The organism is Streptomyces sp. CB03238, from assembly GCF_002099185.1.
GTDB lineage: Bacteria > Actinomycetota > Actinomycetes > Streptomycetales > Streptomycetaceae > Streptomyces.
Map to the genome: position 1 here is coordinate 98,013 of NZ_NBCN01000002.1, position 14,438 is coordinate 112,450.

General features: G+C 70.5%; 14 protein-coding genes. 12 read left to right on the top strand and 2 right to left on the bottom strand.

Going from position 1 to position 14,438, the window contains the following annotated elements:
- Positions 1–20: 20 nt before the first annotated feature.
- Entirely contained in the window at positions 21–1,385 is a 1,365-nt protein-coding gene (locus BKD26_RS03220) for a M14 family metallopeptidase (protein ID WP_084895520.1), read from the bottom strand.
- 177 nt (positions 1,386–1,562) lie between these two features.
- Here BKD26_RS03220 and BKD26_RS03225 point away from each other — a divergent pair, with 177 nt between their 5' ends.
- Together BKD26_RS03225 and BKD26_RS41935 are read left to right on the top strand one after the other, a co-directional pair.
- Positions 1,563–2,855 (top strand): Nramp family divalent metal transporter, encoded by a 1,293-nt coding sequence (locus BKD26_RS03225; RefSeq protein ID WP_084895522.1) that lies wholly within the window; start codon positions 1,563–1,565, stop codon positions 2,853–2,855.
- Positions 2,856–2,889: 34 nt separating this feature from the next.
- Entirely contained in the window at positions 2,890–3,366 is a 477-nt protein-coding gene (locus BKD26_RS41935) for a hypothetical protein (RefSeq protein ID WP_084895524.1), read from the top strand.
- 3 nt (positions 3,367–3,369) lie between these two features.
- Here BKD26_RS41935 and BKD26_RS03235 read toward each other — a convergent pair whose 3' ends face one another.
- Entirely contained in the window at positions 3,370–5,019 is a 1,650-nt protein-coding gene (locus BKD26_RS03235) for a glycoside hydrolase family 18 protein (RefSeq protein WP_347104251.1), read from the bottom strand.
- 407 nt (positions 5,020–5,426) lie between these two features.
- Here BKD26_RS03235 and BKD26_RS03240 point away from each other — a divergent pair, with 407 nt between their 5' ends.
- The 10 genes from BKD26_RS03240 to BKD26_RS03285 all read left to right on the top strand — a co-directional run bounded on the left by BKD26_RS03240 (position 5,427) and on the right by BKD26_RS03285 (position 14,351).
- The gene (locus BKD26_RS03240) at positions 5,427–6,269 is read left to right on the top strand and encodes a hypothetical protein (RefSeq protein WP_084895528.1); all 843 of its coding nucleotides are present in this window, start codon (positions 5,427–5,429) and stop codon (positions 6,267–6,269) included.
- Between the two features lie 55 nt (positions 6,270–6,324).
- On the top strand, positions 6,325–7,047 hold the full coding sequence (gene cpaB / locus BKD26_RS03245; protein WP_084895530.1) for a Flp pilus assembly protein CpaB: 723 nt from the start codon (positions 6,325–6,327) through the stop codon (positions 7,045–7,047).
- A gap of 7 nt (positions 7,048–7,054) precedes the next feature.
- Positions 7,055–8,305, top strand: coding sequence for an AAA family ATPase (locus BKD26_RS03250; RefSeq protein WP_084895532.1), 1,251 nt, complete (start codon positions 7,055–7,057; stop codon positions 8,303–8,305).
- 10 nt (positions 8,306–8,315) lie between these two features.
- Entirely contained in the window at positions 8,316–8,678 is a 363-nt protein-coding gene (locus BKD26_RS03255; protein ID WP_084895534.1) for a TadE/TadG family type IV pilus assembly protein, read from the top strand.
- A complete protein-coding gene (locus BKD26_RS03260; protein WP_179166384.1) occupies positions 8,675–9,070 on the top strand; it encodes a TadE family protein in 396 nt (131 codons plus the stop codon). Before BKD26_RS03255 ends, BKD26_RS03260 begins: the two co-directional genes overlap by 4 nt.
- Positions 9,071–9,104: 34 nt before the next feature.
- The gene (locus BKD26_RS03265) at positions 9,105–10,448 is read left to right on the top strand and encodes a CpaF family protein (protein WP_084895538.1); all 1,344 of its coding nucleotides are present in this window, start codon (positions 9,105–9,107) and stop codon (positions 10,446–10,448) included.
- Positions 10,449–10,548: 100 nt separating this feature from the next.
- Positions 10,549–11,487 (top strand): type II secretion system F family protein, encoded by a 939-nt coding sequence (locus BKD26_RS03270; protein ID WP_084895540.1) that lies wholly within the window; start codon positions 10,549–10,551, stop codon positions 11,485–11,487.
- 14 nt (positions 11,488–11,501) lie between these two features.
- Entirely contained in the window at positions 11,502–12,389 is an 888-nt protein-coding gene (locus BKD26_RS03275) for a DUF5936 domain-containing protein (protein WP_084895541.1), read from the top strand.
- Between the two features lie 4 nt (positions 12,390–12,393).
- Positions 12,394–13,659, top strand: a complete 1,266-nt coding sequence (locus BKD26_RS03280) for a histidine kinase (RefSeq protein WP_084895543.1) — start codon at positions 12,394–12,396, stop codon at positions 13,657–13,659.
- On the top strand, positions 13,638–14,351 hold the full coding sequence (locus tag BKD26_RS03285) for a response regulator transcription factor (RefSeq protein ID WP_107417739.1): 714 nt from the start codon (positions 13,638–13,640) through the stop codon (positions 14,349–14,351). Before BKD26_RS03280 ends, BKD26_RS03285 begins: the two co-directional genes overlap by 22 nt.
- The last annotated feature ends 87 nt before the right edge of the window (positions 14,352–14,438 follow it).

Sequence of the window (14,438 nt, forward strand, 5' to 3'; positions counted from 1 at the left end):
ACCGCGACGGCCCTCGGGCACTACGCGCAGTACTGCTGCTCCTTGCCGATCGACCGGTACATGCAGTCGGCGTTCTCGATGAGTTGCAGGACCGCGTCGCGGTTGCGGCTCGTCTCGCGTTCGATGACCTCATCGGGCGGGTAGAAGCCGCCGCCCGAGGATGAACGCGGGTACATCTCGAAGGTGTAGCCGAAGATCTTGTGCGCGCCCCAGAGGTAGTCGTCGATGGACCCGTCCGTGATGTAGAGGTCGCTGGACTGCTCGGGCGTGTAGCCGTTGCTCGCGGCCATCTTGCGGCCGACCGTGGCGAAGGCGTCGCGGTCGTCCTGGGTGAGGCCGGGGGCCGTGTCGTTGTACGTGTAGCCGTACGGCCACAGCACCAGCTCGCTGTACGTGTGGAAGTCGATCCCCGCCTTGATCTGCTGCTTGCCGCCGACGACCCGGGAGCGGACGAAGTCGGCGACGACCTTCACCTCGGGGGCGGACTCGGGCGCGGTGCCGCGGTAGGTGTCGGAGCTGGGGGAGCCGGAGGAGCCGCCGCAGCAGCCCCACTTGAAGTTCCAGTTGCGGTTCATGTCCGTGCCGATGTACGACGAGCCGGAGTTGGGCTGCCGGTTCTTGCGCCAGCTGCGGTAGGAGCCGGAGGCGATGTCGTACTCGCCGCCGTCGGGGTTGAGGTCCGGCACGATCCAGATCTCACGGTTGTTGACGGCGCTGGTGATCCGGGAGTCGGTCCCGTACCCGGCGCCGAACTCGCGCAGCAGGTACAGCGCCATCTCGACGGTGAGGTGCTCGCGGGCGTGCTGGTGGTGGGTGAAGAGGATCTCGGGCTCGTTCTCGTCCGCCGCCACGTTGTCGCTGATCTTGATGGCGACGATGTCGCGGCCCTGGTAGGACTTGCCGATGACGCGGCGGCTCATGATGCCCGGGTACTGCTGGAGCCGCTGGCTGATCTCCGCGTTCATCTCGGCGTAGTTGTGGTAACGCGAGTCGGCGGAGGGGAAGTCCATGGTGCCGAGGGAAGTGCCGGAGGCCTTGCCGCCGGTCCGGTCGGGCGGCGCGGGCAGGGCTTCGAGCTTGTGGCCGAGGGCGCGCAGCTTGCGGGCCTGTTCGGCGTTGGCGCTGACGACGACCGCGTGGTCGTCGGCCTCGTCGATGGTGACGCCGGTGGCGGCGAGGGCGGTGCGCTCGGCCGGGGTGGACGGGCCGTGGATCTCGTACTGCCGGATGACCTCCTCCGTGGTGGCGGCGGGGGCGGTCGGCACGTCGGCGGCCGTCGTGGTGGTGGCGGTGAGCGGTGCCGCGACGGCGAGCGCCAGGAGGGCCGTGAGGGTGGCGGACCTTCTGCCGGGTATGCCGCGTGTGCCGCGTATGCGCATGCGCATGTCGTCTCCTGCGGTGGGGGGTACGGGGTGGGTTGCCCCGTGCGAGGCATCGTCCGGCTATGGCATGAGCGCGTCAAGAGCGCTTCCGGTCGTGGCGTCACCCGCCGTACCCCTTGCGCGATCACCGCGCGCCGCGCTTTGGTGACGTGACGTCGGGTGAAGGAAAGGCGGCAACGCATGGCAGACACCGCACAACAGGGCGAGACCGAGGGGACGGGCCCCCGGCTCCGCAAGGCGAGCTGGCGCTACATCGGGCCGGGCATCGTCGTGGCCGCGACCGGCGTCGGCGCCGGCGACCTCGTCGCCACGCTCATCGCGGGCAGCAAGTTCGGCTACACGCTCCTGTGGGCAGCCGTCGTCGGCTGCCTCATCAAGATCTCGCTCGCCGAGGCCGCCGGACGCTGGCACCTGGCCACCGGCCGCACCCTCTTCGACGGTTGGCGCAGCCTCGGCGCCTGGACGACCGTCTACTTCGCCGTATACGTCGCCATCTGGGGCTTCGTGTACGGCGCCGCCGCCATGTCGTCCAGCGCCCTGCCCCTCCAGGCGCTGTTCCCGGGCGTCATGGACCTGAAGTGGTGGGCCGTCCTGTGCGGCGTGGGCGGACTGGTCTTCGTCTGGTTCAACCGGTACGCCGTCTTCGAGAAGGTCATGACGATCCTCGTCGGCGTCATGTTCGTCGTCACCGTCTACCTCGCCATCCGCGTCACCCCGCACCTCGGCGACGCGCTCGCGGGCCTCGTACCCGTCCTCCCGGGCGGCTCCCTGATCTACACCCTCGGCCTCATCGGCGGCGTCGGCGGCACGATCACGCTGGCCGCGTACGGCTACTGGGTCAACGCCAAGGGCTGGACGGACACCTCCTGGATGAAGGTGATGCGCCTGGACAACCGCGTCGCCTACATCACCACCGGCATCTTCGTCGTCGCCATGCTCTTCGTCGGCGCCGAACTGCTCCACTCCTCCGGCGTCGCCCTCGCCAAGGGCGACAAGGGACTCCTGGATCTCGGCAACGTCCTGGCGGACCAGTACGGGACCGTCACTTCCAAGCTGTTCCTCATCGGCTTCTTCGCCACCTCCATCACATCCCTCATCGGCGTCTGGCACGGCGTGAGCCTGATGTTCTCCGACTTCGTCACCCACTTCCGCAAGAGGGGCGCGACCACCGGGGAGGAGGTCGCCGCCGGCGTACGCGAGAAGTCGCTGCCCTTCCGCGCGTACCTGCTGTGGCTGACGTTCCCGCCGATGTCCCTGCTCTTCCTGGACCAGCCGTTCGGCCTGGTGATCGTCTACGGCGTGATCGGCGCCTTCTTCATGCCGTTCCTGGCCCTCACCCTGGTGTGGCTGCTCAACTCCTCGCGTACGCCGCGCGAATGGCGCAACGGCTGGCTGAGCAACGGCGTCCTGGGTGCGGCGGGGCTGCTGTTCGTGGTGCTGTGCGTGCAGCAGGTGCGCGAGCTGCCCTGGTAGGGCGCGGGCCCTGCCGGTTGGCGATACTGGGGGCATGACAACGCCCCCCGGGTTCGGCCCGCCGATACCGATACAGCCGCCGTACGGCGCGTCACCGGCGCCGTACGGCGCTCCGGCCCCGGTCCCGTACGGCACCCCGCCCCCGGTCCCGTACGGCGGCCCGGCCCCGGCGCCGTACGGCACCCCGGCTCCGTACCCCGGTCCCTATGGGCCGCCGCCTCCCGGCGACGGGCCGGAGTTCGTGGCGCACGACCGGCGCAACTCCGTGATCGTGGACCCGTCCGGGGTGTCCCTGGAGATCAACGGCCACACCATGGAGTTCCCGTGGGCGGGCGTCTCCACGGTCCGCTTCGCCCCGGCCCCGTACGGCCACGTGCTGATGGTGTCCGTCACCCACCCCAGCGGCATGCTGTACGAGTGCCGGATCGACGCCCGCCGCAAGGCCCAGCTCCACCAGTGGCTGGCGGAACTGGGCCCCGTACTGCACCACTACCTCGCGAACCGGGCGTGACCCCTACGGCAGGTTGTGGACGTGCGGCCCGACCGCGTTCGACCAGGCGTTGCCGGCGGTGGCGTCCCAGTTCGTGGACCAGGTCATCGCCCCGCGTAGCGCCGGGTACGTCTTCGACGGCTTGAAGGAGCCGCAGCCGGTGCCGCGCGTCAGGCAGTCCAGCGCGTTCTTCACGATCGACGGGTCGACGTAGCCGCTGCCCGCGCCACGCGGTGAGGCGGGGACGCCGAGGCCGACCTGGGAGGCGTCCAGGCCGCCCTCCAGCTGGATGCAGGCGAGCGCGGTCAGGAAGTCGACCGAGCCCTGCGCGTACACCTTGTTGTCGCAGCCCATCATCGAACCGCTGTTGTAGTACTGCATGTTGACCACCGTCAGGATGTCCTTCACGGCGAGGGCCGTCTTGAAGTACTCCGTTCCGGTGTTCTGCATGTCGATGGTCTGCGGCGCCATCGTCAGCACCATCCCCGGCCCGGCCTTCGCCGACAGCTGGCGCAGCGCCTTGGTCAGGTACGTGGAGCTGATGCCGTGCTCCAGGTCGATGTCGGCCCCGCTGAAGCCGTACTCCTGCATCAGGGCGTACGCGCTGTTCGCGAAGGCCGTCGCCGACGCGTCGCTGTTGATGGTGACGTTGCCCTTCTCGCCGCCCACCGAGATGATCACCGACTTCCCGGCGGCCTTCTTCGCCGCGATGTCGGCCTTGAAGTCGGCGACCGAGGCGTAGCCGACGGCCGGGTCGAGGTTGAAGACGATCTGGCCGGGCGTGGCGGTGGAGTCGGCGAACGACACGGCGATGATGTCGTACTGCGCCTGCACGTCCCGCAGCTTCTGCACGGTGGCGCCGTTGTCGAAGTTCTGCCAGTAGCCGGTCACCGCGTGGCGCGGCACGGCGGGGTTGGGGTTGGTCCCGCCGGTGGACGTCTTCCCCGTCACCGCCGCCGACCTCGCCGACTCACCGGCCGTGTTCACCGCGCTCACCTGGAAGCTGTACGAGGTGTTCGCGGCCAGCCCCGTCACGGTCGCCGACGTCCCGGTCACCGACTGCACCTTGGTGCCGTCCCGGTAGACGTTATAGCCGGTCGCGCCGGAGACGCCGTTCCAGCTCAGGGCGACGGACGACGAGGTCACCGCGCCGGTGGCCAGCCCGCTGGGCGTGGCCGGCACCACCGGGTCGGGGTCGCCCCCGCCGCCGTCGGGCCCGAAGACCGAGATGTCGTCGGCGTAGTAGGCGGTCTGCCCGTACCACCCGTGCGTGTAGACCGTGACGGACGTCGTGGTCGCGCCGGTCGTGAAGCGGGTGGTCAGCTGCTTCCAGCCGGCCGAGTCGGGCGTCCACGTCGACACGTCCGTCGTCCCGGTGCCGCTCGCGCCCAGGTACGCGTACCCGCCCTGCACCCAGGCGCTCAGCGTGTACGTGGAGTTCGGCTTGACCGCCACGGTCTGCGCGCACCGGGCGTTGTCCTGCCCGCCGGGCGTGGCCCGGAGCGCGGCGGCCCCGCCGTGCACGGGGGAGGAGACGGTGGCGCCGCTGCCCGCCGAGCACGTCCAGTTGGCGAGCCCGGCCTCGAAACCGGCGTTCTTGGCGACATTGACGTCGGCGGCGTGCGCGGTGCCGGCGGCCCCGCCGACCAGGGCGAACCCGGCGCCTACGGCCAGCGCCAGGGTCCCGCCGAGCCATCCGCCGCGACGTGCGGGTCTGCGTGCGCTTCTGCGTGTGCGGTGTGAGGGGTCCACGTGCTGCCTCCGGTGGGGGAGTCGGGGAGGTGCTGGGGAACGGTGGCCACCGCCGTTTTCGTAAAACTGGTCCAGACCAATCGACTTGTCAAGACCTCTGGAAAGAAACAGGAGTTAACCACTGACGCCTTCGTCCGGATTGGTCACCCACGGGCCGTCCACGCAGTGCGAGCGAGCGATCTGAAAGCTGTTCTCTGCCCCCTCAGACCTGGCTAAAGTGCGGGTGGCAGGAGTGAGCGTGGAGGAGCAGGCAGAGCACGTAAAGCAGGTAAGGCAGGTATCTGCGGTACGCCGGAATCCCGGCGGCCGGAGCCGAACGGGGAACCAGCGTGCCGACCGCAATCGCCGTCACCAGCGCCGATCTGGTGCTACCACCGACCGATCACCAAACCCCCACAGCGGCCCTGCTGCCGTCCCCCGACGCGCAGCCGCTGGACGCCGCCGTCGCCGACATGCAGGTCATGGTCGAGCAGCACGGCTACGTCATCGCCCTGTACCCCGCCTCCCTCCCCGCCCCCCACGAACGCCGCCTGCACACCGTCCGCTCCGTCCTGGAGAGCGACCGCATCGCGCTCCTGAAACTGGACCTCCCGCCGCTCGGCGTCGCCGTCCTCGTACGCCAGCTGCGCCAGTTGTCCATCTGCGACTTCAGCCCCGGCGTCGTCGCCTCCGCCGCCCGGCTGCTGTCCCACTACATCTACGCGGGCGCCCTCCTCACCACCGTCACCCGGCTCGACCGCGTCCCCGTGAGCCTGAAGTCCCACGCCAAGTCCTGGGTCCCGGGGTCACAGTTCGGCGTCCTCGCCAATCCGGCACCGCAGCTGATCAGGATCGGCACCGGGGAGCAGCTCGCCGGTCCGGAGTTCGGTACGCAGCTGATGCTGGCCCGGGGGCAGTTGACGTCCGACTGGGTCACCGAGAGTCTCGCGCCCGCCTGGCGCGTGCAGGGAGTGGTGGAGAGCGCGCTGCCGGCCGACTCCCCGAAATGGTGGGGGACGGCGAAGATGATGGAATTCGCCGCCTTTCTCCCCGACATCTCGGTCCTCTACCAACTCGTCGCGTCCGTACGGCGGGAAGTGTGCTCCTGGTGCGGAATCGACCTCATAGGAGACCGCTGCGGATTCTGCTCGGCCCCGCTCGTGCCGCCCGAGCTCAGCCAGGGAACGGCATGAGCCCCCCGATACGCCCACTCCCACGCCTACGTCTCCTCACGAGGTCGCCCCGCCCATGAACTCACGTCAGCGTCGCGGTGTCATTCTGCTGCTCCTTTCGGTCCTGTGCGCGCTCGGCGCGTTCGCCGGTGTGGTCACGGTGATCAGCGACGTGAATGCGAAGGTCGGGCCGGAAGTCGACGCGTACGAACTGAAAGCCGACGTGGCGGCCTACACGGCTCTTCAGCCCGGCCAGTTCCAGAAGATGAAGATGCCCAAGCGCTGGCTTTCCGGAAACGCCGTCACCGACCTCTCCGTCGTCAAGGACAAGATCGCCGTCACCGACCTCAAAAAGGGCTCACTGCTCCAGGAGGACATGATCGCCAGACGGCCCGCGCTGGAAAGCGGCCAGCAGGAGATCGCCATCATGATCGACGCCGCCACCGGAGTCGCCGGAAAGATCACCGCCGGCTCGCTGGTGAACATCTTCGCCACCTTCGACGACGACAACCGCGAAAAGGGCGCCGTCGCCGAATCCCGCATCATCGTCGCCAACGCCCGCGTCCTCGACGTCGGCAAACTCACCCCGCTCGACGGCAAGCGCGACGACAACCGGGGCATCGGCATCCGGGAAGCCGTACCGATCACCTTCGCGCTCTCCACCACCGACGCCCAGCGCGTGGCCTACGCCGAGTCGTTCGCCGAGCACGTACGGCTCGCCCTGCTGCCCAGGAACAGCCCCACCGTCCTGCGGCCCGGCGAGGGCAGCTACACGCTCGACGAAGACAAGAACAAGTGAGGGCCGGATGACCACACGCATCCTCCCGGCCGTCGGTGACGCCGACGCCGCCCGATCCATCACCACCCTCCTCAGCCAGCTCCCGGACGCCGAACCCGCCGGACCGGTCGGCGACTCGACCTCCCTGATCGACACCCTCGCGCGGCTCGCCGCCGAGTCCCTCGACGAACTGCCCGAGGTCGTGCTGGTCCACGGCGGGATCGGGCCCGTCCCCGCACTCGAACTCATCCGGGAGGTCGCCCTCCGCTTCCCCGCCGTCGGCGTCGTCCTCGTCACCGCCGACGCGGGCCCCGGCCTCTACTCGGCCGCCATGGACTCCGGCGCCCGCGGCCTGATCGGCCTGCCCCTGTCGTACGAGGAGCTCGCCCAGCGCGTCCAGTCCGCGGCCGCCTGGTCCGTGGGCGTACGGCGCCACCTCGGACAGGGCGGCGACGTCTTCACCGGACCGGGCGGCCGGGTCATCACCGTGAGCGGCGCCAAGGGCGGGGTCGGCACCACCGTCACCGCGGTACAGCTCGCCCTCGCCGCCCGGGCGTCCGGCCTGAGCGTGGCGCTGGCGGACCTGGACCTCCAGGCCGGGGACGTGGCGTCGTACCTGGACGTGCAGTTCCGTCGGTCCGTCGTGGACCTCGCCGCCGTCCAGGACATATCGCCCCGGGTGCTCCAGGACGCCCTGTACGCCCACCAGACCGGCATCGGGCTGCTCCTCGCGCCGGGGGAGGGCGAGCGGGGCGAGGACGTCAGCGACCGGTCCGTCCGCCAGATCGTCAGCGCGCTGCGCAACCGCTACGAGGTCGTCGTCATCGACTGCGGTACGCACCTCAACAGCGCCAACGCCGCCGCCATCGAGATGGCCGACACCACGCTGCTCGTCGTCACCCCGGATGTGGTGGCCGTGCGCGCCGCCAAACGCATGGTCCGGCTCTGGGACCGGCTCCAGATCCGCAAGGCGGAGGAGACGGTGACCGTCGTCAACCGGCACATCAGGAACACGGAGATCCAGCCGCAGCTCGTCGAGAAGATCACCGGCACGCGCGTCACGAGGACCTCCGTACCCGCGAACTTCAAGGAACTCCAGTCGGTCGTCGACGCCGGCCGGATGCAGGACCTGGAAGCCAAGTCGTCCGTCAAGCAGGCGCTGTGGGCACTGGCGGGCGAACTGGGGATCGTGAAGGCAGCGGAAGGGGAAAACAGGCAGGGGAAGTTCCGCGGCGACCGGGGCTCGGTGGGCCTCCGGCGCGGGCGCGGCAACAAGTAGGGGATACGCCATGAGACGCCGTCACGGAAATGACCGGGGACAGGTCGCGGTCGAGTTCACCGGCAGCGTCCCGGTCGCCCTCGGCGTGATCGTCCTGCTCTGGCAGGCCGCCCTCGTCGGCTACGCCTGGTCGCTGGCCGGCAACGCGGCGGACGCGGCGGCCCGCGCGGGGACGGTGGGCGGGGCGGGGGCGTGCGCGGCGGCGGCCCAGGGGAGCGTGTCGGGGGCATGGACCGCGCAAGCGAACTGCTATCCCGACGGCGACCTGTACACGGCGTCGGTCGACCTGAACGTCCCCGTCCTGTTCCCGGGCTTCGACATCCCCGTACCCGTGACCGGCACGGCGTCCGTCGCGAGGGAGGGCGAGCGGTGATCGCGTCGTACGTACGCAGAAGGCGGCGCGCCGGAGACACCGGAGACGCCGGCCAGTCGGCGGTCGAGTTCGTCGGCTGGGTCACCGTGCTGCTGATCGCCGCCCTGGCGGCCGTCCAGCTCGGGTTCGTGGCGTACGCCGTACAGCAGGCGGGTACGGCGTCGAGGGCGGCGGCGCGGGTGGCGTCGCAGGACCCGACCGCGAACGCCGGGGCAGCCGGCAAAGCCGCCACGAGCGCCTGGCTGGACACGGGTGTCACCGTTTCCCCGGGCGGCGGCGACCAGGTCACCGCCACCGCGACCGTCCCCATCCCCTCCGTCATCCCGCTGTTCACCTTCCCCAGCGCCCAGAGGTCCACCACCATGCCCGTCACCACGCCCGCCACCGACTGAGGGAACTGAGCAAACTGAGGGAGTTGAGAACGACATGAGCTTGCGGGCGCGCATCACCAGTCCCGAGCCGGTCAACGGCAAGGGCGAGGACAACCACCTCGTCGGCGTCTACCGCGTCAAGCTCCTGGAGGAGATCGACCTCGCGGAGATGTCCGCCCTGGCGACCGCCGAGCGCCGCGCCCGCCTGGAGCGGGTGCTCGGCCACATCATCAGCCGCGAGGGCCCCGTCCTGTCCTCCACCGAGCGCTCACAGCTCATCCGCCGGGTCGTCGACGAGGCGCTCGGGCTCGGCATCCTCGAACCGCTCCTCGAAGACGCCTCCATCAGCGAGATCATGGTCAACGGCCCCGAGCAGGTCTTCGTCGAGCGGCGCGGCCGCCTCGAACAGCTGCCGATGCGGTTCTCCTCCACCGAGCAGCTGATGCAGACCATCGAACGGATCGTCTCCACCGTCAACCGCCGCGTCGACGAGTCCAACCCGATGGTCGACGCCCGCCTCCCCTCCGGCGAACGCGTCAACGTCATCATCCCGCCGCTGTCCCTCTCGGGCCCCATCCTCACCATCCGCCGCTTCCCCCGCGCCTTCACGCTCCAGGAGATGGTCGCCCTCGGCTCGCTCGACGAGCACATGGTGATGCTGCTCGCCGGGCTCGTACGCGCCAAGTTCAACGTGATCGTCTCCGGCGCCACCGGCACCGGGAAGACCACCCTGCTCAACGCCCTGTCCGGACTCATCCCCGAGGGCGAGCGCATCGTCACCATCGAGGACTCGGCCGAGCTGCAGCTCCAGCAGTCCCACGTCATCACCCTCGAAGCCCGCCCCCCGAACGTGGAGGGCAAGGGCCGGGTCACCATCCGCGACCTCGTACGCAACTCGCTGCGCATGCGCCCCGACCGGATCATCGTCGGTGAGGTCCGAGGCGGCGAGACGCTCGACATGCTCCAGGCCATGTCCACCGGCCACGACGGCTCCCTCGCCACGGTCCACGCCAACAGCGCCGAGGACGCCCTGATGCGCCTCCAGACCCTCGGCTCCATGTCGGAGGTGGAGGTCCCGTTCGTCGCCATCAAGGACCAGATCAACAGCGCGGTCGACGTCATCGTCCAGCTCACCCGGCACGCCGACGGCGCCCGCAAGATCACCGAGATCGCGATCGTCGACTCCCACGGCCGCGAGGAGTACCGGATCGTCACCGTCTGCCGCTTCGCCGCCCAGCCGATGGCCGCCGACGGACGGATCCACGGCCACTTCGAGTACCACCCGCTCCCGCGCCGCGTCGCCGAACGTCTCTACCTCAAGAGCGAGGCCATACCGGCGGCGTTCGGCGTCGCCCAGACCGACGAACAGCTCGCCCTCCGCCGCGCGACGACCGCCTGACCGCCCGCCCGGTCGCCCGCCCCCGCCCCCGCCCGGCCCCCCCCGACTGGACCGCCGCCCCCGACTGGACCGCCGCCCCCGACTGGACCGATGGACCACCATGGAAAACGTCCCCCTCCTGACGCTCGGTGTCACGCTCCTCGCCTGCGTGCTGGGCATCGCCGGCGTACACGTCTACGCGTCCGGCAAGGCGCAGCGCCAGGCCCTCGTGGCCCGGATGACCCAGACGGGACACGTCCCCCTCCACGGCCGGCGCCGCCGCTTCGTACACGTCGACCGACGCCTGCGCACCACCGCCCTCGGCCGCCGCATCGAACGCAAGATCGCCGCCACCGGACTCGACCTCACCCCCGGCGAGTACGCCGTCTACGCGGTGGCCGCCCTGCTCGGGGTCTACTTCACCGTCGGCGCGGTCTTCGCCCCGTTCTTCGGCGTCCTCGCCGCCCTCACCGGCCTGTGGGGCGCCGCCGCGTTCCTCAACTGGCAGCGCCAGAAGCGCACCGAGGCGTTCATCAACCAGCTCCCCGAGCTCACCCGCGTCCTCGCCAACGCCACCCAGGCCGGCCTCGCCCTCCGTACCGCCATCGCCATGGCCGCCGAGGAGCTCGACGACCCGGCCGGCGAGGAGCTCCGCAAGGTCGCCGACCAGCTCGCCGTCGGCCACAGCCTCGACGACGCCCTCGGCGACCTCGCCGACCGGCTGCCCTCCCGCGAACTCGTCGTCCTCGTCTCCACCCTCGTCCTGTCCAACCGCGCCGGCGGCCAGGTCGTCACCTCCCTCCGGAACCTCACCGGCACCCTGGAGGAGCGCAAGGAGACCCGGCGCGAGGTCGTCACCCTCCTCTCCCAGGTCAAGGTCACCGCCTTCGCCCTCCCCCTCCTCGGACTGGGCTTCCTGCTGATGATCAACGGCATGGCCCCCGGCGCCCTGGACAAGATGACCGGCTCGGTCGCCGGCCAGATCGGCTCCGTCCTCGCCTTCGGCCTCTACGCCGTCGGCTTCGTCCTCATCCGCCGCCTGTCCCGCATCCGCGTCTGAGGAGGTGACACGTCATGGGCCTGTTGTACGCGGCCGTCATCGGCCTGTCCGTGTACGGCGTCTTCCACGGCATCCGCATGTACCGGGCCGACGCCAGACTCCCCGGTGACCTGGTCCTCGCCCTCGAAGTCGGCGCCACCCGCACCACCGCCGTCGGCTCCGGCATCGACCGCCTCGGCATGCGCTGGGCGCCCGCCGTCCTCGGCATGATGGGCCCCAAGCGGGTCGACGCACTGCGCCGCCGCCTCGACATGGCGGGCAACCCCGGCGGTATGACCGTCGACCGGTACGCCGCCCGCCGCGCCGTCTACGGCTTCCTCGGCATCCTCGCCGCCCTCGCCATGCTGGCGCGCGGCCAGACGGTCGTCGCCGTCATCGTCCTGCTGTACGGGCTGACCTGGACCGACGTCCTGCTCCGACTCGCCATCCGCCGCCGCAAGGACGACATCGAACGCACCCTGCCCGACTTCCTCGACGTCCTCGCCGTCGTCGTCTCCGCCGGCCTCGGCTTCCGCCAGGCCCTGGAGCGGGTCGCGGAGAAGTACTCCGGCCCATGGGCCGACGAACTGCGCATCACGCTGCGCCAGATGGACATGGGCGTCAGCCGCCGCGACGCCTTCGACCAACTGCGCAAACGCAACGCCTCCGAGCAGGTCTCCATGTTCGTCACCGCCCTCCAGCAGGGCGAGGAACTGGGCGCGCCCATCGTCGACACGCTCATCCAGATCGCCAACGACATGCGGCGCACGGACGCCCAGAACGCGCGGCGCACCGCCGCCAAGGCCGTACCGAAGACCACACTCGTCGTGACGATGGTGATGCTGCCCGCCACCATGATCCTGATCGCCCTGAGCTTCTACTACGGCTCCGGGGTCGACTTCACGGACATCATCGGCGGGTGACCCCATGCCACTGAGAACAGCGGATCCCCCTTCCCTCCCGCTCCAGATCAACGCCCTACAGGCGCTGTGCCGCCAGGTGTTCGGCTTCCGGCTGGCGATGATCGTGCTGGCGTCCCCGTTCGCCCTCGACGGCGCCGCGCCGGGCCTCGGCACCTGGCTCGTCGGCGCCGCCGTCCTCATCACCTTCATGGTGTCGTACGTCGTGCTGCGCGACTGGGAGCGCTTCGGCCGCGTCCTGCTGCGCCACCCCGTGGTGCTGGTGGGTGACATGCTGTTCGGCGCGCTGCTGCTGGCCACCGCGTCACCCGAGTCGACGCTCGCGTACGTCACCATCTGCACGCCGCTGCTCGCCGGCCTGCTGTACGGCTGGCGCGGCGCCGCGTTCTTCGCCGTACTCCAGTCGCTGCTGCTGCTCCTCTCGTACGGCGTGAGCACCGAGGTCGCGGTGGAGCCCTCGTCGCTCCTCTTCCCCGGCCTGTGCGTGATCGCCGGAGCGGTCGGCTCCACCCTCCGGGGCCTCATCCTCGACTTCGGCGCCGCGAGCCAGGCCCTCACCGAGGCACGCGCCCGCCTCGCCGTCACCGGTGCCGTGGAGGCCGAACGGGCCCGGCTCGCCCGCGAGATGCACGACTCGGTCGCCAAGACCCTGCACGGGCTGGCGCTGGCCGCCGACGGTCTGGCGTCCACCGCGGACCGCGCGGACCCCACGTCGGTCCGCCGCCAGGCGGAACTCGTCGCCCGCTCCGCCCGCCGCGCCGCCGCCGAGTCGCGCGAGCTGCTGGCCGACCTCCGCCGCGAGTCGGGCCTGGACGGCGGGGTGGATGTCGCCGCCGAACTCGCCGCGCGCACCGCCGACTTCGCCCGCCGCCACGGCGTACGCACCACGTACCGCCCGCTGGGCGCCACCCCGCCCCGCGCCCCGCACGCGGTGGCCCGCCAGCTCCTGGCCATCGCCTCGGAGGCCATGGAGAACGCCCACCGCCACGGTCGGCCGTCATGCATCACCGTGTCGGCGGGCGTGACCGACGACGTCCTGCGCCTGAGCGTCTACGACGACGGCCACGGCCTCCCCGCCGGCACGACGCTCGACGACCTGAGACGGGCGGGCCACTTCGGCCTCGTCGGCATGGTGGAACGCGCCGCGTCGATAGGCGCCCGCATCCGCATCGGGCGGGGGCGGGCCACGAAGGGCACGGAGGTCCGGCTGGAACTGCCCGTACGGGCGCTGGAAACGGAGGGCGCACCACCATGCATGAGCACCTGCGAGTGATCGTCGCCGACGACAACCCCGTCGTCCGGGCGGGCCTCACCGCCCTGCTGTCCGGCCGCGAGGACATCGAGGTCGCCGCCCAGGCCTCGGACGGCCGCGAGGCCTACGAGGAGGCGGTACGCCACCACCCGGACGTCATCCTCCTCGACGTCCGCATGCCGGGCGTCGACGGCATCGCGGCCCTGCCCCACCTGGTACGCCTGGCGCCCGTCCTCATGACCACGTACAGCCGCGAGTCGGACACCGTCCACGAAGCCCTCCACCTCGGCGCGTGCGGCTACCTCGTCCATGGCGAGTTCACGGCCGACCAACTCGTCGACGCGGTACGCGACGCGAAACTGGGCCGTGCGCATTTCACCCACACGGCGTCGAACGCCCTGCTGGCGACCGTCCGCGCCCACTATGCGTCTGCAACGCCCACCTCACTGTCAAGTGGCGGGCAGCGCACCGATTTCTCCGGAATCCCTTCGCAGCAGCAAGCGAGTGTGGCACATTCATTACTGAGCCAACGGGAGGTGGAGGTGATGGACCTGATCGCGTCGGGCATGACCAACCAGCAGATCGCCGCCACGTGCTTCATCAGCCAGAAGACGGTCAAGAACCACATCAACCGCATCTTCGCCAAGCTCAACGCCGAAAGCCGAGGCCAGGCCATCGCCATCTGGCACGGAGGTGGACGCACCCATGGCTGACGACCCCCGACTCCCCAATTGGGCCCCCACTTGGGCCCCCAGGCCCATGCCCCGTCACCTCCGCCCGCCGTACGTTCCCCCCATCGA